The 19,846-nt window shown below is 61.5% G+C and carries 19 protein-coding genes and 2 pseudogenes; 10 read left to right on the top strand and 11 right to left on the bottom strand.

Going from position 1 to position 19,846, the window contains the following annotated elements:
* Nucleotides 1-2: 2 nt before the first annotated feature.
* The 4 genes from IVA81_RS22445 to IVA81_RS22430 are packed head-to-tail and all read right to left on the bottom strand — an operon-like array spanning nt 3 to nt 3,780.
* The gene (locus IVA81_RS22445; protein WP_247321928.1) at nt 3-809 is read right to left on the bottom strand and encodes an ABC transporter permease; all 807 of its coding nucleotides are present in this window, start codon (nt 807-809) and stop codon (nt 3-5) included.
* Nucleotides 806-1,681 carry an ABC transporter permease gene (locus tag IVA81_RS22440; RefSeq protein WP_247321927.1) on the bottom strand — a complete coding sequence of 292 codons (876 nt, stop codon included), beginning with the start codon at nt 1,679-1,681 and terminating at the stop codon, nt 806-808. Before IVA81_RS22440 ends, IVA81_RS22445 begins: the two co-directional genes overlap by 4 nt.
* Nucleotides 1,678-2,718, bottom strand: a complete 1,041-nt coding sequence (locus IVA81_RS22435; RefSeq protein WP_247321925.1) for an ABC transporter ATP-binding protein — start codon at nt 2,716-2,718, stop codon at nt 1,678-1,680. Before IVA81_RS22435 ends, IVA81_RS22440 begins: the two co-directional genes overlap by 4 nt.
* A gap of 27 nt (nt 2,719-2,745) precedes the next feature.
* Nucleotides 2,746-3,780, bottom strand: coding sequence for an ABC transporter substrate-binding protein (locus IVA81_RS22430; RefSeq protein WP_247321924.1), 1,035 nt, complete (start codon nt 3,778-3,780; stop codon nt 2,746-2,748).
* A gap of 272 nt (nt 3,781-4,052) precedes the next feature.
* Between IVA81_RS22430 and IVA81_RS22425 the strand changes: the two genes are divergently transcribed.
* The gene (locus IVA81_RS22425) at nt 4,053-4,979 is read left to right on the top strand and encodes a LysR substrate-binding domain-containing protein (protein WP_247322321.1); all 927 of its coding nucleotides are present in this window, start codon (nt 4,053-4,055) and stop codon (nt 4,977-4,979) included.
* Nucleotides 4,980-5,031: 52 nt separating this feature from the next.
* Nucleotides 5,032-5,739 (top strand): type 1 glutamine amidotransferase, encoded by a 708-nt coding sequence (locus IVA81_RS22420; RefSeq protein ID WP_247321923.1) that lies wholly within the window; start codon nt 5,032-5,034, stop codon nt 5,737-5,739.
* A 170-nt stretch (nt 5,740-5,909) separates the two neighbouring features.
* On the opposite strand, the gene IVA81_RS22415 is transcribed toward IVA81_RS22420, so the two are convergent.
* Nucleotides 5,910-6,377 (bottom strand): nuclear transport factor 2 family protein, encoded by a 468-nt coding sequence (locus IVA81_RS22415; protein ID WP_247321922.1) that lies wholly within the window; start codon nt 6,375-6,377, stop codon nt 5,910-5,912.
* Nucleotides 6,378-6,454: 77 nt separating this feature from the next.
* Complete coding sequence (locus IVA81_RS22410) at nt 6,455-6,787, bottom strand: thioesterase family protein (protein ID WP_247322319.1); 333 nt, start codon at nt 6,785-6,787, stop codon at nt 6,455-6,457.
* Nucleotides 6,788-7,196: 409 nt separating this feature from the next.
* Between IVA81_RS22410 and IVA81_RS22405 the strand changes: the two genes are divergently transcribed.
* Nucleotides 7,197-7,748, top strand: a complete 552-nt coding sequence (locus IVA81_RS22405) for an SMEK domain-containing protein (protein WP_247321921.1) — start codon at nt 7,197-7,199, stop codon at nt 7,746-7,748.
* A gap of 107 nt (nt 7,749-7,855) precedes the next feature.
* A complete protein-coding gene (locus IVA81_RS22395) occupies nt 7,856-8,911 on the top strand; it encodes a tetratricopeptide repeat protein (protein ID WP_249812807.1) in 1,056 nt (351 codons plus the stop codon).
* Between the two features lie 45 nt (nt 8,912-8,956).
* Here the strand turns inward: IVA81_RS22395 and IVA81_RS22390 are convergent, their stop codons facing one another.
* Both IVA81_RS22390 and IVA81_RS22385 read right to left on the bottom strand, forming a co-directional pair.
* Nucleotides 8,957-9,940 (bottom strand): serine protease, encoded by a 984-nt coding sequence (locus tag IVA81_RS22390; RefSeq protein ID WP_247321919.1) that lies wholly within the window; start codon nt 9,938-9,940, stop codon nt 8,957-8,959.
* Nucleotides 9,941-10,094: 154 nt separating this feature from the next.
* Nucleotides 10,095-10,829 (bottom strand): hypothetical protein, encoded by a 735-nt coding sequence (locus IVA81_RS22385; protein ID WP_247321918.1) that lies wholly within the window; start codon nt 10,827-10,829, stop codon nt 10,095-10,097.
* 311 nt (nt 10,830-11,140) lie between these two features.
* On the opposite strand from IVA81_RS22385, the gene IVA81_RS22380 reads away from it, so the two are divergent.
* Together IVA81_RS22380 and IVA81_RS22375 are read left to right on the top strand one after the other, a co-directional pair.
* The gene (locus tag IVA81_RS22380; RefSeq protein WP_247321917.1) at nt 11,141-11,992 is read left to right on the top strand and encodes a type IV toxin-antitoxin system AbiEi family antitoxin domain-containing protein; all 852 of its coding nucleotides are present in this window, start codon (nt 11,141-11,143) and stop codon (nt 11,990-11,992) included.
* Entirely contained in the window at nt 11,979-12,893 is a 915-nt protein-coding gene (locus IVA81_RS22375; protein ID WP_247321916.1) for a nucleotidyl transferase AbiEii/AbiGii toxin family protein, read from the top strand. Before IVA81_RS22380 ends, IVA81_RS22375 begins: the two co-directional genes overlap by 14 nt.
* Here the strand turns inward: IVA81_RS22375 and IVA81_RS22370 are convergent.
* A complete protein-coding gene (locus IVA81_RS22370; protein ID WP_247321914.1) occupies nt 12,886-14,835 on the bottom strand; it encodes an ATP-dependent helicase in 1,950 nt (649 codons plus the stop codon). The genes IVA81_RS22375 and IVA81_RS22370 overlap by 8 nt on opposite strands.
* A 2-nt stretch (nt 14,836-14,837) precedes the next feature.
* A complete protein-coding gene (locus IVA81_RS22365; protein ID WP_247321912.1) occupies nt 14,838-15,092 on the bottom strand; it encodes a hypothetical protein in 255 nt (84 codons plus the stop codon).
* Nucleotides 15,093-15,126: 34 nt separating this feature from the next.
* Here IVA81_RS22365 and IVA81_RS22360 point away from each other — a divergent pair.
* A pseudogene (locus IVA81_RS22360) lies at nt 15,127-15,921 on the top strand (peptidase S10); the annotation flags it as partial.
* A gap of 424 nt (nt 15,922-16,345) precedes the next feature.
* Nucleotides 16,346-16,507 (top strand): annotated as a pseudogene (locus IVA81_RS22355) (IS21 family transposase); the annotation flags it as partial.
* Nucleotides 16,508-16,511: 4 nt separating this feature from the next.
* Here IVA81_RS22355 and IVA81_RS40710 read toward each other — a convergent pair.
* A complete protein-coding gene (locus IVA81_RS40710) occupies nt 16,512-16,853 on the bottom strand; it encodes a hypothetical protein (RefSeq protein WP_247322344.1) in 342 nt (113 codons plus the stop codon).
* A gap of 568 nt (nt 16,854-17,421) precedes the next feature.
* Between IVA81_RS40710 and IVA81_RS22340 the strand changes: the two genes are divergently transcribed.
* Nucleotides 17,422-18,171 (top strand): outer membrane beta-barrel protein, encoded by a 750-nt coding sequence (locus IVA81_RS22340; RefSeq protein ID WP_247321908.1) that lies wholly within the window; start codon nt 17,422-17,424, stop codon nt 18,169-18,171.
* 50 nt (nt 18,172-18,221) lie between these two features.
* Nucleotides 18,222-19,121 (top strand): hypothetical protein, encoded by a 900-nt coding sequence (locus tag IVA81_RS22335; protein ID WP_247321906.1) that lies wholly within the window; start codon nt 18,222-18,224, stop codon nt 19,119-19,121.
* Nucleotides 19,122-19,846: the final 725 nt, after the last annotated feature.

Genomic DNA, 19,846 nt, shown 5'->3' with positions numbered 1-19,846 from the left:
TCCTATCGTCCGGTATCGCCCTTGCCGGCGAGCACGCGGTCGAGCCCGTAGAAGCGATCGAGCAGAATGAGGGCGGTCATGGTAATCGCGATCACGCAGGCCGAGACCGACGTCACCAGCGGATCGATGTTGTCCTGGATATAAAGGAACATGCGTACCGGCAACGTCTCGGTGCCGGGTGCCGCGAGGAAGACGGTCATGGTGAGATCGTCGAACGACTGGATGAAGGCGAGCGCCCAACCGCTGATGACGCCGGGCAGGATCAGCGGCAACGTCACGCGGCGAAACAGCGTCCAGCCGTTGGCGCCGAGCGAGACCGCAGCCATCTCGACGGTGCGGTCCATGCCGGTCGCTGCCGCCAGCGTCAGCCGCAGCGCGAACGGAAACACGATGATGACATGCGCGATGATCAGCGCGGCAAAACTGCCGCCGAGCCCGGCCGAGGTGAAGAAGCGCAGGAAGGCGATGCCGAGCACGACATGGGGAATCATCAGCGGCGACAGGAACAGCGCCGCCAGCGCGTCACGGCCGCGGAAGCGGTAGCGCGCGATCGCGAGCGCGGCGGGCACCGCGAACAGCAGCGCCACCAGGGACGACAGCGCGCCGAGCCCGAGGCTGACCCAGAAAGCGTGGATGAACTCCGGGTAGTTCGCGATCGTCCTGAACCAGCGCAGCGAGAAGCCGTTGGTCGGCAACGAGAGAAAACCCTCGGGCGTGAATGCGACCAGGCAGACCACCAGGATCGGCGCCACCATGACGATGACGAAGATGGCATGGAAGATCAGCGCGAGCGGGCCGTTCCGTCTCATCGGAACACCTCCGCATAGCGGCGTTCGATCAGCGCGTTGCTGCCGACGACGATAAAGACCAGCGCGACCAGCAGGAGCGTGGCGACCGCAGCCCCCAGCGGCCAATTCAGCGTGTTGAGGAATTCGTCATAGGCGAGCGTCGCCGCGACCTTGAGCCGGCGGCCGCCGATGATGGCAGGCGTCGCAAAGGCGCTGGCCGAGAGCGAGAACACGATGATGGCGCCGGACAGCACGCCCGGCATGATCTGCGGCATGATAATGCGGCGGATGATGGTGGCGGGGCCCGCGCCGAGCGACATCGCGGCATTCTCGATCTGCGGATCGAGCCGCTGCAGCGCCGCCCACACCGAGAGCACCATGAACGGCATCATCACATGCGCGAGCGCAACGACCATGCCGGTTTCGGTGAACATGAAGGGAATGGGGGAGCGGATCAGACCGGCCGACATCAGCAGCTTGTTGACGAGCCCGTTGTTGCCGCCGAACAACAGCGCCCAGCCGAGTGTCCGCGCCACCACGGAGATCAGCAGCGGTCCGAGAATGATCAGCAGGAAGAAGCTCTTCCAGCGGCCGCTCATGCGGTTGAGGATGTAGGCTTCGGGCGCACCCAGCAGGGCGGTGAGCAGCGTGGTCAGGATCGCGATCCGAAAGGTCCGCCAGAACATTTCTGCGTAGTAGGGATCGGTCGCGATCTCGTGCCAGTTCTTGAGGATGAAGACCGGTTCGATGCCCTTGTACTGGCCCCAATCGTGGAACGACAGCATCACCGTCATCGCGAGCGGGATCAGAAGCACGCCGACGAACAGCATCAGGGCGGGCGCCGTCAGGGCCCATGGCGCACGTGCGTCGCGTTCTTCGGCGGCGGCGCTCATGCCACATCCCTCGCACGTACGCTCATGTCCTCGGACCGCCAGGTGAGACGAACCGCCTCGCCCTCGACCGGCTGCGCCTTGCCGTCGTTCTGGCGGATCACGATCGCCGGGCCGCATTCGCTCTCGCACTGGAACAGCCAGTGATTGCCCTGGAAGATGCGCGTGACGATTTTCGCGCCGAGGCCGGCATCGCCAAAGCCGATGCGCTCGGGGCGGATGCTGACGGTCACGGGACCGTTGAGGCCAGGGGGCGCGGGCACGCTCCAGGAGCCCGCCATCAATTGCGCCGGCGCGACGCTCCGGTCGATCGCCCCGGCAAAATCGTTGGTCTTGCCGAGGAACTGCGAGACGAAGGCCGAGGCCGGCTTCTCATAAGTCTCCTGCGGCGAACCGATCTGCTCGATGCGGCCCTGGCTCATCACTACGATGCGGTCGGACAGCGACATCGCCTCGTTCTGGTCGTGGGTGACCAGGATCGTAGTGGTGCCGATGGTGCGCTGGATCTGGCGCAGCTCGATCTGCATCTCCTCACGCAGCTTGGCGTCGAGATTGGACAGCGGCTCGTCGAGCAGGAGCACGCTCGGCTTGATCACCAGCGCGCGCGCCAGCGCCACGCGCTGCTGTTGCCCGCCGGACATCCGGCGGGGATGGCGGTCTTCGTAGCCGGCGAGCCCGACCATCGCGAGCGCGGCACGCACGCGTTCGGCCCGCTCGCTGCGCGGCACGTTGCGCATTTCCAGGCCGAACGCGACGTTCTCCGCCGCGGTCATGTGCGGAAACAGCGCGTAGCTCTGGAACACGATGCCGAGCCCGCGCTTGGCGGGATGGATCGCGGTCAGATCCTTGCCCTCCAGGCGGATCGCGCCGCGCGTGGGGTCGAGGAAGCCCGCGATCATCTGCAAGGTCGTGGTCTTGCCGCAGCCGGACGGGCCGAGGAAGGAGATGAACTCCCCCTTCCCCACCGACAGACTGAAGTCGTCGACCACAGTCTGCGCGCCGAACTGCTTTGCGACCCGATCGAGCTCGAGATAGGCCATGCACTGTCTCCGCTAGCGACGATCAGATCAGCGCTCGACCTCGCGATTCCAGCGCTTGGTCCACTCCTCGCGCTTCTCGTTGATGACGGTCCAGTCCGGATTGTAGAGCTTGGCCGCGCGCTCGCCGATCGGGGCCATCTTGCCGAGCTCCGGCGGGATCACCAGCGATTTCAGCACCGGGCCGTAGCCGTAATCCTTCAGCATCACGAGCTGGATTTTTGGATCGAGCAGCATCTTGACGAAGCTCGCCGCCAGCGGCGAGGCATTCGGCTTGTTGATCGGACACGCCGTCGTCAGCAGCGTCGCAGCGCCTTCCTTGGGATAGACGAAATCGACGGGGAAGCCGGTATTGGCAAAGCTCTGCACGCGGCCGGTGCCCCACACTGCGATCACGGCCTGGCCGGATTGGAACAGCTCGGTCATCTTGCCGGGCGATGGCTCATAGGCGAGCACGTTCGGATTGACCTCTTCCTTGAAGATCTTGAAGCCGGAATCGACATTGGTCTCGCCGCCGCCGTTCATCTTCGACAGCATCACCAGCGCCTCCAAGCCGTAGGTGTTGTTGATCGGCGGGATCACGAGCTGCTTGGCGTATTTCGTGTCCTTCAGGTCGTTCCACGAGGTCGGCGGCGCCCAGCCTTTCTCTTTGAACACCTTGGTGTTGTACATCAGGCCCGTCGCGACGATGCCGATCGCGACCGCACGATCGTCCTTGAAGCGCGCGGTGTCATAGAGATCGGCCGGCAGTCCCTCGAGCTTGCCGCAGAAGCCGAGCTGGATCGCCTGGTACATCGGACCGTCGTCGACGATGGCGACGTCGATCTGCTGATTGCCCTTCTGCGCCTGGAGTTTTGCCAGCGTGTCGGTGGAGTTGCCGGCGACGTACTCGACCTTGACGCCGTTCTCCTTCTCGAAGGCCGGGATCACCTCGTCGCGGATCGTCTTCTCGAACGAGCCGCCGTAGCCGGCGACGTAGAGCGTCTTTTGCTGGGCCGAGACGGCTGACGGGACGGCGATGAGCGCTGCGATGCTGACCGCGGTCAGAAGGCGAAAAGTCTTCATGTGGACCGATCTCCATACCGGAATGAGGTGACGTGCCGACAAATCTCCGGCCGGAGCGCCTTCCGCATTTCCTTCCGCGTTAATCCTTTCCGACCAGGGCTCCGGCCCCTGTTCGGCGGGTTTTGACGCGATTTGGAGGTTTGAACCCCTCCAATCTGCCGAAAAAGCGGGCTGGCTCCAGCTCTGATGAAAAAGATCGCAAACCCAAGCTTCCATCGTCCAATGAATAATGGCACCTTCTGCATGTCAAAATGTTATGAATGGAATTCGAGATGGTGCGGATCAATTCACGGCAGGTGGAGGCCTTCCGCGCGACGATGCTCACCGGCAGCGTCACCGAGGCGGCGAAACTGATGGTGGTGACGCAGCCCGCCGTCAGCCGCTTGCTGCGCGACTTCCAGGCGCTGCTGAAGATGGAGCTGTTCGAGCGACGCGGCACGGGTCTCGTCCCGACTGCCGCGGCAATGGCGCTCTATACTGAAGTCGAGCGCTCCTTCGTCGGCCTCGAACGTATCACGGCAGCGGCCGAGGAAATCCGCGGCCGCCGCACCGGCTCGCTGCGCATCGCCGCTCTGCCGGCGCTGGCGAACGGCTATCTGCCGCGGCTGGCCGGACACTTCTTGAAGGAACGGCCCAACCTCAACCTCGCCTTCTTCGGCGTGATCTCGCCGATCGTGGTCGACTGGGTGTTGAACAACCAGTGCGACATCGGCTTTGCCGAGGTGCCGATCGCCCATTCCGGCCTGCCGAGCCTGCGACTGCCGGCGCCCGCGCGCGTCGCGGTGCTGCCGACCGGTCATCGCCTCACTGAAAAGGAAGTTTTGGAGCCGCGCGATTTCGAGGGCGAGACCTTCATCTCGCTGTCGGCGGGATCATCGAGCCGGCATCTCGTCGACCAGGTCTTTAATCGTCACGAGGTCCGCCGCGTGCTCAGGGTCGAGACCACGTTGTCGGAGATCATGTGCGGCATGGTGTCGTCAGGGCTTGGCGTCGCGATCTGCGACCCTTTCACCGCGAGGGAATTCTCCACCCGCGGCGTGGTCGCGCGTCGCTTCCTGCCGCGCATCGACTTCGAATTCTCCGCCGTCTTTCCGGCGCAGCGCAGTCCTTCACCGGTGGCGCTGGATCTGGTGGAGACCATGCGCAAGGCGCTCGCCGAACTCGAGCAGGAGTCCACGCGGGATTTTGCGCCCGGTTGACTTGGACGCCCCGCGGGTCCTGCTGTACTCTCCCTGTCTCCGCAGGTGGCACATGGCACGCATCACCATCATCGAGACCGGGCTCGTCCCGCAAAAATATCGCGAGCGTCACGGCTCGTTCCCGGACATGTTCGAGCGCATGGTCCGCGCCGAGGATCCGGAGGTCACCGTGGATGTCATCAGCATCCCGAATGGCGATGCACTCCCCGATCCCCGCAAGCTCGAGGCGGTGCTGATCACGGGCGCGGCGGCCGGCGTCTATGATGGGCTCGACTGGATCGCGCCGCTGGAAGATTTCGTGCGCGCCGCTTACGCCAACAAGACGCCGATGGTCGGCGTCTGCTTCGGCCATCAGCTGATCGCACAGGCGCTCGGCGGCACCGTGCGCAAGTCGGACAACGGTTGGGGCATCGGCCGGCACGTCTATCAGGTGCTGCCGGAGAACGGCGTGGTCGACGGCGAAGCGGTTGCCATTGCCTGCTCACATCAGGATCAGGTGATCGAGCCGCCGAACGATGCGCTCACGATCCTCTCGTCCGAGTTCGCGCCACATGCCGGCCTGCTCTACGCCAACGGCACCACGCTGACGGTGCAGCCGCATCCCGAGTTCGACGTGGAATTCGCGCAAGTGTGCTGCGACCTTCGCGAGGGCAAGGCACCGGATGACATCGTCGCCACGGCACGGGAGACGCTGGTGCAGCCGATGGACAACGCGAAGCTCGGTGGGGCGATCACGCGGTTTTTGGCGCGGCGGCCCTAGCTACGCGGCACGCTCCCCTTCCCTTCTCCCCTTGTGGGAGAAGGTGGCGCGAAGCGCCGGATGAGGGGTTCTATCCACTCGCTGGACTGCTCGTGAGGATGGAGACCCCTCACCCGCCGAGCTTCGCTCGGCACCCTCTCCCACAGGGTTGATGCGTCGCTTGCGGAATATCAGAACGGATCGCTTCCCAGCCCCGGCACATCCGCCGGCCGCGGCCCCGGCGCTGCCCAGTGAAACCGCCGATCTTTCTCCGCGATCGCGATGTCGTTGATCGAGGCCTCGCGGCGCCTCATCAGGCCGTGCTCGTCGAACTCCCACTGCTCGTTACCGTAGGAGCGATACCACTGGCCGCCGGCGTCGTGCCATTCGTATTGGAAGCGCACGGCGATGCGGTTCTCGTCGAAGGCCCAGAGGTCCTTGATCAGGCGGTAGTCCTGCTCCTTCTCCCATTTGCGGGTGAGGAACGCGACGATGGCCTCACGGCCCTGGAGCACTTCCGAACGATTGCGCCAGCGGCTGTCCTCGGTATAGGCGAGCGAGACCCGCACCGGATCGCGCGAATTCCAGGCGTCCTCGGCCATGCGCGCCTTTTGCGCGGCGGTCTCACGGGTGAAGGGCGGAAGCGGCGGGCGCGACATGATGAGCCTCATGGTTGGCGGGAGCGCAATCTATCGCCACACGCCGCGGAGTCGATAGGCCGTCCCTTATCGGCCGATCACGAAATCAGATCGGCCTTCATCAGCGTCCGGATCGATTTCGGGATCGGCTGGGCGCGGCCGCCGCTGATGAAGGCGACACGCACCTCGGCTTTCACCAGCACGTCCTCACACCGCTTCACTTCCTGCGCCAGCATGATGGAGGCACCCTTCACCGCGATCGGCCAGGTCACGACGTCGAGCACGTCGTCCATCCGCGCGGGCTTGAGGAAGTCCAGATGCATCGAGCGCACGACGAAGGCGAAGCCGACGCTGTCGGTCTCCACCTGCTCGAACAGCGCCTGCTGCTCGGCGCCCATCAGCCGCAGATGATTGGTCCGTCCGCGCTCCATGTAGCGCAGATAATTGGCGTGATAGACGATCCCCGAGAACACTGGTTTGACGATATCGCAACAGAATAAAAACGACCTGATTTCACTGGGGCGCTGGAAGCGCCATAGCATGAACGAGGGGTAGATTTAACTTTGCCCTTCCATGGCGAGTCGCAGGGACTTCGGGATGCGCCGTGCTTTTTCGCCTGAGATAGCCGTAGTTCCTCCGATTCGTCGTTCGCGGCTCGGCCTCTCGGTTTCTGTGAGTTCATCTGCGATGGCCCCGTTTGCCGCAGGCGGCGAGTGGTGGATTTCCAGCAGAAACTGGCAGCGAAGCGAACTTCTGGACGGGATGGCTGGCCCCGGCCCTTGAAATGTTCACCCTGCGTTCCCACTACTAAGTGCGCCATTCATAAGGTGGGGACACGGAATGAGGCAGCTTGAAGTCGAGAATCAACTTCGCGACGTAGTCAGCCGCATCATCGTTCAAGTCGAGTTGGCGACCTCCCAGGGTCGAACCGACATCAACTTGGCGCTGGAGGACGCGTTCATCCCCATCCTGAAGTCAGTATATAACCTCCCACATCTCACCAATCTGAACCGAAAGCAGAAAAACTTCCCCGGCATCGATCTCGGCGACGATCACGATCGGGTGGCATTCCAGATCACTTCGACGACCACGCTGGAAAAGGTGAAGTTCACAGTTCAGCAGTTCATGGACCGCGCCTACTACAACACGTTCGACGAACTGTTCATCCTCATGCTCGGGAAGAAGCGGTCGTCCTACAGCCAGGCATCGGTGAATGGGCTGCTTACTGACCAGTTCGCCTTCAACTGCAAGAAGCACATCATCGACCTCGGTGACATTCTCGGTCAAGCGAGACGAGTTGCGTCGAACCGAACTGCGGATCGGCGTGGTCGGACGCGGAGAAGGAATCGACCTCTTGGACGATTGGCTCGAGAGGTGCCGGGATGGAATTGAGCGCAAGGAGGGGTCCAAGCTGCTGAACCTGTTTCGGGGCTTCGGCGGCATCAATCAGGACTACGGATTCCTGACGAGGATCATCAACTCTCCGCAGTACACCCGAACTGGCGGCTCAGATCCACAAAAACCTTGGCTCAAGTTACGCGCTGCTCGGTGACCATGAACAGGCGGTGGATCACTACCGCGAAGCTTTACGGTTGAATTCCGACCTTGCGGAGGTCCACAACGCGCTGGGCACCCACTATGTCCGCCTGGGCAAATACGAGGACGCCTTGCGTCATCTCGACCAGGTCGTCTTCTCGGATCAAAAGCAGGGCCGGATCTCTGCGGTCACCGGCTGGCGCGCCAACGTCCTTTTCAACCTTGGCGACGGCCGTGCAGCGTTTCGCGAAATCAATGGCCTGGTGGCTCAGGCCGATCGCCACCGTTGGATTTGGCCCTGGTGTCGCCGTCTGGTCGCTGGCTCTGGGCGCGCGAGTGTGGACAACGCCCGCCAAGCCGCGCCGTTCTGGCAACGCTATGTAAGGGCGAACCCCGAGGACCCCGCCGCGAGGTGGGAGCTTCTCATGACAACGTTCTATCTGCGCGGCCGAGGGGAGAACATCGGAAAGAGCTACGGCGAGTTCCGCGAGGAATTTGATCGCCACATTGTCCACATCGACTCCGAGAACGCCGCGCTGCCTTGGGATCGTCTGGGCCGCTGGGCGCAGGATGAGGAGGACTGGGCGGAGGCGGAGCGCTGTTTTCGTAAGGCCTATGAATTGGCGGGCGGCGATTACGGCTATTGCCTGGCGATTGCCCTCAAAGCTCTGGAGCGGTTCGATGAGAGCGTGCCGCTACTGCTGGAGCAGGCCCAGATCGTTCAACCGGACGCCATGAGCTGGTTTCAGCTGGCTGCGGCTTACGCCAGCCTCGATAGATGGAGAGAGGCGATCGAGGCCTACGAAAAGGCGCTTGCGCTCGATCCAGACTATGCTGTTGCGATGTTCGATCTTGGTGGCGCTCACTGGAACAGCGGTGACGCGGCAACGGCAGCGAAGGTTTGGACGGCGGCGATGGAGCGTTTCCCTGACCACGAACTTAGCGCCAAGCTTCAGTGCGATTTCTCGTTCTTGTTTGGTAATCCAGCGGCCGGCCAACCCGGCGATGGCGCTCGTTAGAAGGGGAAGTCTCGCGGTGGGACCGTTCCCGACTCATGCGCGTCACTATCGCCCATTCACGCGCATCCAGCCTTCCCGGTGTGGGTCGACAGAAACGACGGCGTGGTCTGTCAGTCCGCGAGTCTCGGCGAAGCGCCTCGCTTGCTCGGCATCCTGCGTCGCGTGGACGAGCTCGCCTGCATCGTCAAAAACGCCGTGACACAGGAAGCGTCCGGGATTGTTGGGATCGATCGAACCCAAGATCCGCTCGGCCATGTTCCAGCCTGAGAAGAAGGTTGCCGTACCGGTCCCGCCGGCGATACCGCTGCTGACCACGCCTATGACGTTGCCGGTCTCGTTGAACACCGGGCCGCCGCTCATGCCGCCCGGCCATTCGGCTGCGACTCTGATCACCGGCCAGGGGCGGCCGCGTGCCCCGTCCGCCGGCTCCACGTCCGTGATCTCACCGAAGGACCCATACAGGTATTGGGAGATCGGCCGTTCCTCGCGGCCCTCTTCATCGAGGTTCGGGAAGCCGAGTGTGAGCACGCGCTCGCCGCGCACAGGCCGCCACCGCCGCAGATCGAGCGGCCAGTACGGAGTGCCCTCGGAGGATTGCGTCGCAGGGCGGATTCTCAACACGACCAGTTCCGTCAGATTCCGAAGACGCGGCGTCTGGAACGGCGGGGCCTCGACGCCGCAGAAGGCATACGATCCAGCCAGTGGTCGCCAAGCGTCCGCGCGTAGTCCAATCAGGCCGAACCCTGTTCCTTCGACCTCGAGCGCTGCAAGCCGCAGCCCCGGTCGAAGCACCGCCCCGGTACCGGCTTCGTCAACCTCGAAGATATCCTCCAGGACGTGGAATGCGGTGAGACAGCGGGACCATGGGTCGATACGAAAGGTGGTGCCGTGGCCGACCGGGCGGTCGTCGGATCGCCTAGGATCGAAGCCGAACAGCGGCAAGACCCTGGCGCGGATGTCTGGGGCCTGGACGAGAAAGAGCCCTCGCTCGTCCACCTCGCCGGCTCCGGGCTCGATCGGGAAGCTCATGCATCGGCTCCACACGCATCCGAATGGCTCGACTGCAACTGGAAACGCCAATGCGGCGGCGGCGCCTTACTGGGACAGCCAGCCCTGATGGGCGGCTCGCACCATCCCGGCCCGTGCGGCACCCGACGCAGAACGATTTGTCCGTTGCGAAGGGTCAACGCCGGTGAAGCCATTGGACGGTCAATTCCTGATGTTGCTTGCCATCCTCCCAGCTCAGGGTCACCCAATTCGTTGATGTTGGATACGAGATCAGGATTCGGCTAGGTCGATATCTGGCACCGGCCAAGGACGGATACTTGCTCAGATCAGGCGCTTCGAGCAGCAACTTGAAGCGAAAGCCCATGATGTTAATCGCCAACGCTTTAATATCATCCTGCTCGTCGGTCAGCGGCTGGAACTGAAAGCGCGGCATGTTTTCCATGATGTTGCCGCTGTTCATGGTGCAGTACAGCCCCGCCCCTGCGGGCCAATGCCGGGGGTCGTCAAGCATGTCGAGAATTGCCTCATCCCGCGAGAACGCGCCCGACAGTCGTTGTCTTCCACGTGCCAGGTCCCGGGACACGGCAGCTGCTTTGGCGGTTTTCAAAATCCAGCGTTCGAGGTCATGCCCGGATAGAATGGCGTGTCGCGACCCGGCATCGTGTTCGAGATAAGATTTGAGGGAGGCGAAGAAGTAATGTGCAGAGGCATCGAGCGGGCTAAGCGCGCTGTTGTGCTTGGTACAGAGGCATTTTGTCTGGAGAGGCGGCATGATCTTCGTTTCGCCCGCTTCCAGCCACGGAACGCCTGAGATCGAGAACTCACCGTCGCCCATCAATACGCGGCAGACGGAATCCGAAATGATATGCTCGGCCGAGATGGGGGGAACGCATGATCCCAGCTCCTTCATGTAACATTTTTCGACACGTCCCGTGGCAGGCAGCGCTTTGAGTCCAAGGACTGCGGACGGCTTGTGCCAGCCCTGCCCGTTGAAGCAACAAAGGCGCGCGGTCTTCCCCGAGCTGCATGGACACGGCCCGTTTAAGACGGCTTCCCTTTTTCGCCTCGCTTCACCCATGGCTGCGCATTGGAGATCGAAATGTGATTGGGCGTGCCCCGGCAAGCCAGGTTTTGATCATGAGATTTCTGCATAGTCAGGCTTAGCAAATTTGCAAATCTATAAACTTGCCGTTGGTTTGAAATATTGCTATATTGCTTAGTATGACTGGGCATTCAGGCGGGAAACTAAACCACCTTGAACATACCCTCCCGGAAGGCCTATTGGTCGATGCTGGGTGGATGACGAAACATGGCTATTCGACAGGTCTGCGCAGCCAGTACGTCTCGGCTGGCTGGCTGGTTCAGCCGACGCGTGGCACCTTCAAGCGTCCGCTTGGCACTCTGACATGGCAGAAGGCCGTCATATCGCTTCAGACGCTGCTTGAGCGCCCCCTGATCGTCGGAGGGCGAACCGCGCTCGAATTGCAGGGCTTCTCGCACTACCTCCGGGCTGAAGGGCCGACCGTCGTTTATCTGTATGGTCCCACTGCTCCGCCCAGCTGGCTGTCCAAGCTTCCGCTCAAGGAACGCTTCACATTCCGCAAGAGCACAACGCTCTTCAAAGCCGATCCGGTGACGAAGGGGCTCAAGAACTTCGCCTGGAATGTCCAGAACAATACCGGCGCAGCCGCCGATGAATTCCAGGCAGGCCCATTCAAGCAGATATGGGGCCAGGGCGAATGGCCGCTCACCGTCTCATCGCCCGAGCGCGCGTTGCTCGAACTGCTCGACGAGCTGCCGAATAGCGAGAGCTTCCACCAGGCTGACATGCTTGTTGAAGGCTTGCGCAACCTCAGTCCCCGCAAGCTGCAAAAGCTGCTGGACGATTGCCGAAGCGTGAAAGTCAAAAGGCTGTTCTTCTGGTTTGCCGACCGGCACAACCATTCATGGCTGAAGCAAATAGACCGTGACAAGGTCGATTTGGGGAAAGGAAAGCGCATGCTGGTGAAAGGCGGAAGGCTCGATCCGACATACCTGATCACCGTACCGGAGGATCTCAGTGCCCCTGTCTGAACACTATCGGCATCAGGTTGCGCTGCTGATCGAGACCTTGCCATTCGTTGCGGCGGAAAAGGATTTTGCTCTCAAAGGCGGGACTGCGATCAATCTATTCGTGCGCGATATGCCGCGTTTGTCAGTCGATATCGACTTAACCTACCTGCCTGTCGCCGGCCGGCCGGAATCGCTGGCCGCGATCGATGCGGGCATGAAAAGAATGGCTGTCGCCATTGGCAAGGGAATTCCGGGCGTCAAGGTGAATGAGGTCGTGAACCGCGCGGAAGGCATCGTTACCAAGCTGACACTTCAAAGGGCTGGCGCTCAGATCAAGATCGAAGTCACTCCCGTCCTTCGTGGTTGCGTCTTCGATCCCGAGATGAGATCCGTGCTTCCGAACGTCGAGGAGAGCTTTGGTTTTGCAGAGACACAAGTCGTCTCGTTTTCCGACCTCTACGCGGGAAAAATCGTCGCCGCCCTTGACCGCCAACATCCTCGCGATCTTTTTGACATCCGCGATCTTCTGGCGAATGAGGGCATCAGCGACGACCTGAGGCGCGCTTTCATCGTCTATCTCATCAGCCATGATCGGCCTATTTCGGAGGTCGTGGCGCCGCGGCGAAAGGATATCCGCCAGGAATTCGAGCACGGCTTCGAGGGTATGACCTCAGATCCGGTCTCGCTGGATAAACTATTGAGAGCCCGCGAGGACTTGATCGCCGAGGTATCTGGAAAGATGCCGAAGGAGCATCGGGAATTTCTGATCGGATTCAAGCTCGGGAAGCCAGATTGGGCTCTGCTGGGCGTTGATGGAGCGGCAGAGCTTCCCGCAGTCCGATGGAAGCAGATCAATCTTGATAAGCTGCGTGCCGCAGATCGCGAAAAGCTTGTGGGTCAGTTGATCGCAGTTCTTAAGTGACTGCATTGTGCTGCATTCGGGTCGTAAGCGGATGGGCATGCCGTAGGGATGTGGAGTAGGCTCGGTCGCTATAGGATAAAGCAGGAGCCCTCATCGTATAATAGAGGTCGGCGACGCGAGCGCGTTGACCACGCTCGCGGCAGAAGGTGAAGATTGCACGCTGCTTGGCGCGCGATAGCGCCACAAAGAAGGTCGCGATCCCTTCGGGATTGCCGGCGCTGTGGCTCCACCACATTGCGTCGTCGAGACCGACGAAGAGGATGGTGTCATATTCCAGACCCTTGCTCTTGTGCACGGTCATCAACGGCACTTGGTCGACGCCCGCGAAGCGATCGAGGCAAGTCGCCCAATCGGGGCTGCCGTCCGCACACACAGCGAAATGCAGTCGAAAGGCTTCAAGCGCGATGGCGAGCGCTTCACCCGTCGCATACTCCGAAAAGGACCTGGCAAGGGCGCGCCCATCGACGAAGGCGAGTACCTGATCGGCAAGCGCTTCCGCCACTGCCGCCGAGGGCGGCGTTGCCGCCATAGTGGTGCGCACCCTCTGCAGAAACGTGCTCAGGCCTTCCTCGGCGCGCAGACTAGCCAGCTCGTCGTCGGGGTCGACGTCGCGCAGCCGGAGCACTGCGTCCGACGCCACCTGCCAAGAATCCGGCGCGCGGCGGACGGCGCCAAGGCGCAGCAAGGCTTGCGCAATTCCAGCATAGGAGTCCACGAGGAGATCCTGCAGCGTGGTCCGACCAAGCGCGCGGCTTTCGTTACGCAGACGAAGGTTGAATGCCGCTAGCGCTGGCGCAAGCTGCTCCTCAAACCGATCCGCGGTCTGCCGCACGAGGATGGCGTAGTCGCGAGGCCGGGTTCCGCGAGCGGCCATGTCCTGAGCCAACCACCGCGCCAGATGCTGCGCCTCACCGGCCGCGGCGGGGCATGTCCAGACCTGAGCGACGTCGCCATCCACGCGCCGGCCGGATTGGGCGACGGTTGGGATGGCGCCCGCGTCGAGCGCCTGCGCCACGACGTGCTGAATGCGCACAAGATCCGGCGATGATCGGAAATTAAACAGCAGTGGCACGCGCTGGGCGGCGAATTCCGCTTCGAAACGATCGAACGCATCGGTGCGCGCGCCCGCCCATACCATGATGCGCTGCTTGTCGTCGCCAACGGCCGTCACGGTGATGCCTCGATGACCAAAAGCGGAGAGCAGGAAGTCATACTGCGCGTGAGTCGTGTCCTGGAACTCGTCGACGAACACGAACGGATAGGTTGCTTGCAAGGCGCGGGCGATCTGCGGTCTGGCGCGCAAGAGCAATTCCGCTAGCCGGTTCAGCATGATGAACGTCAGGAGAGACCGGCCGGGCCGACGCAGCAACTCGGTCCACCAGCGCTCGACCACAAACTCGATCGCCACAGTAGGCGCCATGGCCTGAAGCGGCAAGCGAAAGGACCCGACAATTTTGGATTCAAAATCGGACGGGCTGAAGCCGGCAATGGCCGCCTGCCACGGCTGAGGTACAGCAAGGCGCGCGCGTGTCAGGAAATCCTCGACCTGCCGGCGTTTGGGGAAGTCGATTTCATAGGGCTTGGTCGGGCGCCAGTCGGCCGGAAGCGCCAGCAAGAAGCGGTCAACGAGGCTCTTCGTGAACGCGTCGAAGGTCATCGACACGAACCGATCGGCCTGCGTGCGGTCGCAGCGTTCGCGCACACGAGTTGCGAGGTTCTCGGCGGCGTCAGTCTTGAAGGAGATGGCCAAAACGCGGTGCGGCGCCGGACATGTATCGGTCTCCAGGAGATAAGCGGCGCGTTGCGCCAGAAACTCGGTCTTGCCGGCGCCGGGGCCCGCGACCACGCAGGTGTTTCCCTGACGGCGGAGAACATGCCAGGCGTTTGGCTCGAGATCGGCGATGCCGCTTGGCCGCCATGCATCCGGTGCGACGAGCGGCATCGTTACCTCACTGGCGCGACGCCGAGCGCGGCGATGACATGATTCAGAAGCGCCCTCAGGTCTTCCGGAATACCGGCTTTCAGGGTTTCCGCATCGAGCCGGGCCAGAACGCGCACGTGGGTGCTGGGCTTGCCACGACCCAGAAACAAGTATCGATACCAAAGCAGCGCCGCATCATATCGCGCATCGTAAAGCGCTGGCAGTCCCTCATCGCCGAGTACCGCCGGCCGCGGCTCCCCGGCGCGCGGTCCGCGCATCCCAGGCTCCAGTTGCTGGTAGGCCGCGAGGAAAATGATGATCTCACCCGTGTTTGACTACCGCGAGTCTGGCACGAGCCTTCTTCAATACGTCGCAACGCTGCCGAGCTATGTCGCGACCGTGCGCGGAGCCAAGGGACCGGTGAAGCGGACCGATCTCGCCGACGTCGAAGCTTACGCGCGCGGCGAGTTCCTGACCGACCTCGTCAAAGGCAAGGTGGACAAGGAGGCGACCACGCGGCTGGCTGACAAGGTCGCCACGCTAACCGGCATTGACCAGACGGTGAGCCGCAGGCTCGGGGGCCGCTTCGGTATTACCGAATTCAGCCGCGAGCTCGACCGCAACAACGGCGAGGTGACCGGCCTCTACGACGCCTCCGTGCGTGGCTTCGATCCCTATCCGGATTTCGGTAGCCCCGGATTTGGCGATCCCTCGGGCGAGACGCGTCGGGCGCCGCGGACCAGTGCCGCCGTCGATCTCCTGACGCGCAAGCTGAACTGGCGGCCAGATGGCTCTTATGAGTTGAGCAACGCCGCGGTTACGCGGGCCTGGGATTTTGGCGCCGGTCCCCCGCAGTCCTTGTTTGAGCTGCGCCAGATCCTTGCGACGGATCCGAAAATGAAGGTGCTGGTCGGGCACGGCCTGTTCGACCTCGTAACGCCCTATTTCCGCTCGCAGCTCGTGCTCGATCAGTTGCCCGCCTTTGCCTCAGGGCCGCGCGTCAAACTCACGGTCTATCCGGGCGGCCTCATGTTCTACTCGCGTGATGCATCGCGCCAGGCTTTTCGCGCAGAAGTCGAAGCGATGATGAAGCCGGCGGCGAAATAAGTCACAAGTAAGCGCTCGGGTGTGTCGTATGTCACCGCTTTCTCAGCGGGAGACCGCAACTGAAATCCTAGCGCCAGCTTGCGATTTTTGGAGATTTTCGGCTGACCGGTCTTTGCCGGCTTCTTTAGCGGCGTCACCGGGGGGCAAATAGCCAGCTGGTCATCCCGGATTGGTTCTTGGCCAACTGAGCGCCTCCTCTTGGAAGCGCTGATAGTGAGAATCCATTCGGAACGCAGGAGCATCTGGTCTTTATCGGCGCGAGCCAAATCCAATGCGTGCGCGTTTCGCAGGATCGTGAGCGCGGATTTCAGGGGATCGTGAGCAAGGTTTTCGGAGGCTTGCGCCGCTTCGGCCGACAACTCTACGGCTTAGGGATGACCTCGTCGTTAACGAGGAAGCCCAATGCCTACCCGAGAGATTGTCGATGCGCCGGATCAAGGAAGTCCTTCAGTTGAAGCATGTTCAAGGCGCACCGGAGCGGGCCTTCGCACGGAGCGTCGGCGTCAGCAACGGCGCCGTGTACGGCTATCTGAGCCGCGCCCGCTCTGCTGGGTCAAGTTGGCCGCTTCCGGAGGGGATGACCGATCCTGCTACTCGACCGTCTCGACGACACGCAGCTTCTCTTCCCAAACCCGCTCAAGCGAGCGCGCCACAAGACGGTTCTCGGGCTCTACGGCGTCATACTGACGCCGAGCGCGCTCGGCCTCGTAGCGGGCGCGCTCCACCCGAAGCGCCTGGCGCCCGAGCTGACGGCTCTCCTGCTCCAGTTGGCCCGCCGCCGCGAGTGCGATCTCAATCTGATCCGGCACCAGGGCATCGAGGACCACCGGCTCAACCAGCGGGTCAACCGCCAAAGGTCCGGACTTCCTGGCAAAGTGCACTGCCTTGCTGATCCCGATCTGAACGGCAGCAATAGACCGGATAATCGGCATTCGGGCCCGTGTAGCGCATGCTCATGCGCCGTCCGCAACGGCCGCAGATCGCAATTCGTTGTAACAGGGCTGCCCCTTGCGCGGAACGCCAGAGTGTCCCGCCTCATAGCGGCAGACGTTATCTGCCAGTCGCCCCTGGTCGGCCATGAACTCCTCCCAGCTGACATAGCCTGCTGCTGTGATCACGCGGCCCAGATAGCGTTTGCGATCGGTGTTTATATGTCCAGCAATTCAGCTGCGATTTGATCTATCTCAGCTGAACTTTCTTGGACTGCTATTTCACCGCGCGGGTGCAAGAAGATTGAAGCAATCACCGCCTTTTGCAAGAGCGTTGGCTGGAACGGTCGATCGGCGGTGCCGGGTACAGCATGCGTTGTGTTTCACCAAAGACGCACGGCTTGTTTCGATCACAACGGGTCTTGTCGGAAAGATGACATCGCGACCAAAAAACCCGGCAATGTGCATAGCGCGCGCTGGCCCGGATCCTGCACACCACACGCGGCGTAGAAGCGATAACACAACGCACGCCTCGAGCTGCGTTGAAGATCGTCGTTTGTTGAGAGGTGATATGGGATCTGGAGTTCTTTTTTGGGGCGCAGCAGCATTTGCACTCGTCGCATCTGGCGCCGCCCATTCAGCGGATCTCCATCCGGCCATGAAAGTGGCTCTGTGGAGCTGGACTGGAGGATATATCGGCGTGCACGGCGGCGGCGGCCATGGCCGCACTTCCTTCAGTGACCCCTACGGTCCATCAATTTATGGCGACATCGTCAACACGCCTGTGTTTCTGGCCGGAGGACAGATCGGCTACAATTGGCAGACGAATGGCTGGGTGTTCGGCGCCGAGTTAGACGCGAGCCATGCTGTCTCCGATGGCACGAACAGCTGCCTTGCCTTCTCAGGCAATGTCGTGATTGCTACCTGCAAGGCAGGTCCAAACGTCTTTGTCTCAGGGACCGCTCGTGTCGGCTACGCGTTTGGCCCGCAGGGCCGCACGCTGGGCTACGTCAAGGCAGGGGTGGCCTGGCAAAACAATCGCGGCGAGATCGCCAACAACGACGAATTCTGGGATGAAAGCTTTGCCGGCTTTCCGCGGCACGTCACGCAATTCGATTACGGCCGTTTCGGTTGGACCGTCGGAGCCGGCATTGAGCAAGCGCTCACGCCTGCTTGGTCCTTGAAATTCGAGTACGATTACATGAGCTTTGATGGGACACGTCTGGCGACACCCCCGACCATGCAGGGTCCGCCATTTGCGATCATCCCCCCAGCACAAGCAGCCTTTCTAGCAGCTATCACGTCGGAAAAATCGGCCTGAATTACCATCTCTGGGGCGATCCCAGCGGTCCAGCGCGGTCAGATGCGGCGTTGTACTCGGATAAAGCGACTGCCAAAGCGAAGCCCGTTGCATATACGGATGATTGGTCGATTGAAGGCGGCTCACGGGCTTGGCTCAGCCGGGGAACATTCCAGTGGGACTTCACCCTCCCACCCCCGATGCCTGGAGAGAGCGCTATTCCTAGCTCAAGGCTCACCTATCAGGGATTAGATGGCGTTTCCGGCGAACTCTTTGCCCGCCTTGATAACCCCTGGGGGATCTTCCTGAAGGGCAATATTGGTGTCGGACGCTTCAAACACAACAACGAAGATTCGAGCATCTACGGCCGCGCGTATAGCAATATGTTATCAAGCCAGGCAAATGGGAGGTTGACGTATTACACGGCCGATGTTGGTTACGATTTTCTCCGCGACGGCACCTACAAATTGGGCACTTTTCTCGGATGGACTTACTACGGCCAGAAGTCCGATACGGTAGGATGCCTACAGATCGCCTCCCCCACCCTTGCGTGCCTGGCGCCGGGCGATCGGAGGCTCATTGGCAGTCAAGACACTGACTGGAATGCACCTCGCGTCGGTCTCAGCGCCGAGGCCATGCTGCTCGAACGCTGGCGTTTAGGCGCCGACGTTGCCTATTTGCCGTGGACCGATTTCAATGGTCGCGATCATCATCTTCTTGATCCTAAAACTAGAGTCTACTATCAGCGCGGAAACGGCGGTGCGGGCGTTCAGATCGAAACTATGTTATCCTACTTCCTCACCAATAATTTCAGCATCGGCGTTGGTGCGCGGTATTGGGCAATGTGGACCAAAAACGATAGCGACGTCACCAACTGCAGAGGCTGTATACCCGATCAGACCCATGCTCTTGCGAAGTACAGCATGGAGCGATGGGGAACGTTCTTCCAGGCCTCCTACAAGTTGAACTAAAGAGATGCGCCAGGCTCCTGCGGAAGTTAGGGGCTATGCACCCCGTTGGTGAGGGGTACGGATCCAGCTTGCTAGAGGCTGGCAGAGGCCAAGAATAAAGTCCCAATCTCCGGGCCAATCAACGCTGAAAGGTTGCGTCGTTTTATGAAGATGAAGGCAATGCCCAAAAACGAAAATGAAAGGTCTAGATGCCCGCACCGGAAGGCGTATGGGCAGACCGCTAAAATATCTTGATAGGCTGCATCATCAGCGCAGCCTTTATTGGTCTCGCGTGCCTCTCCAGGGTTTGAACCTCACCAGCCTTGTATGGCTTGACATCTGTGCCCCTCTGAATCGGGGTTTGTTTGCTATACCCTTAATTTCGTCTTGCCCTCGAGAGCTATTGTCGCTCACTGGCGAACACATCTCTCGTTCGAACTCAAAAAGGCGGAGCTTTCGTTTCGGCAGTGCAAGAAGGGCCCGTATGATCATGGCGTGCGCTCAACGCCAAGGTAGCCTTCCGCCGATGGGGATATGTCAGCGCGGCTCGTTGCCGCCCGCTTCATCGCCAAGTGCTCTTTGAGGATACCGGCTTGTCTTTCAAAATTCATCGCTCGCCACCTCCGCGGATATTGAACGTATTCAGGCAACAGACCGCTCAAAGCACTTGATCCTTACGGAGCGTCATATTGTAAGAATTTCAAAGTGGGTCGCGACGGTCTGACCGGCCGTACGTTCGATGCGGG

It is taken from the genome of Bradyrhizobium sp. 141 (genome assembly GCF_023074055.1).
Classification (GTDB): Bacteria; Pseudomonadota; Alphaproteobacteria; order Rhizobiales; family Xanthobacteraceae; genus Bradyrhizobium.
This window is presented reverse-complemented; position numbering and strand designations above follow the sequence as displayed.

Excerpts from the sequence above, each read along its gene's own strand:
- IVA81_RS22440 (WP_247321927.1), bottom strand. The coding sequence starts at position 1,681 with ATGAGCGCCGCCGCCGAAGAACGCGACGCACGTGCGCCATGGGCCCTG.
- IVA81_RS22340 (WP_247321908.1), top strand. The coding sequence starts at position 17,422 with ATGGGATCTGGAGTTCTTTTTTGGGGCGCAGCAGCATTTGCACTCGTC.
- IVA81_RS22385 (WP_247321918.1), bottom strand. The coding sequence starts at position 10,829 with ATGAAGGAGCTGGGATCATGCGTTCCCCCCATCTCGGCCGAGCATATC.
- IVA81_RS22435 (WP_247321925.1), bottom strand. The coding sequence starts at position 2,718 with ATGGCCTATCTCGAGCTCGATCGGGTCGCAAAGCAGTTCGGCGCGCAG.
- IVA81_RS22390 (WP_247321919.1), bottom strand. The coding sequence starts at position 9,940 with ATGAGCTTCCCGATCGAGCCCGGAGCCGGCGAGGTGGACGAGCGAGGG.
- IVA81_RS22415 (WP_247321922.1), bottom strand. The coding sequence starts at position 6,377 with ATGTCGCGCCCGCCGCTTCCGCCCTTCACCCGTGAGACCGCCGCGCAA.
- IVA81_RS22370 (WP_247321914.1), bottom strand. The coding sequence starts at position 14,835 with ATGCCGCTCGTCGCACCGGATGCATGGCGGCCAAGCGGCATCGCCGAT.
- IVA81_RS40710 (WP_247322344.1), bottom strand. The coding sequence starts at position 16,853 with ATGCCGATTATCCGGTCTATTGCTGCCGTTCAGATCGGGATCAGCAAG.
- IVA81_RS22380 (WP_247321917.1), top strand. The coding sequence starts at position 11,141 with ATGACTGGGCATTCAGGCGGGAAACTAAACCACCTTGAACATACCCTC.
- IVA81_RS22410 (WP_247322319.1), bottom strand. The coding sequence starts at position 6,787 with ATGGAGCGCGGACGGACCAATCATCTGCGGCTGATGGGCGCCGAGCAG.
- IVA81_RS22405 (WP_247321921.1), top strand. The coding sequence starts at position 7,197 with ATGAGGCAGCTTGAAGTCGAGAATCAACTTCGCGACGTAGTCAGCCGC.
- IVA81_RS22430 (WP_247321924.1), bottom strand. The coding sequence starts at position 3,780 with ATGAAGACTTTTCGCCTTCTGACCGCGGTCAGCATCGCAGCGCTCATC.
- IVA81_RS22445 (WP_247321928.1), bottom strand. The coding sequence starts at position 809 with ATGAGACGGAACGGCCCGCTCGCGCTGATCTTCCATGCCATCTTCGTC.
- IVA81_RS22425 (WP_247322321.1), top strand. The coding sequence starts at position 4,053 with ATGGTGCGGATCAATTCACGGCAGGTGGAGGCCTTCCGCGCGACGATG.
- IVA81_RS22365 (WP_247321912.1), bottom strand. The coding sequence starts at position 15,092 with ATGCGCGGACCGCGCGCCGGGGAGCCGCGGCCGGCGGTACTCGGCGAT.
- IVA81_RS22420 (WP_247321923.1), top strand. The coding sequence starts at position 5,032 with ATGGCACGCATCACCATCATCGAGACCGGGCTCGTCCCGCAAAAATAT.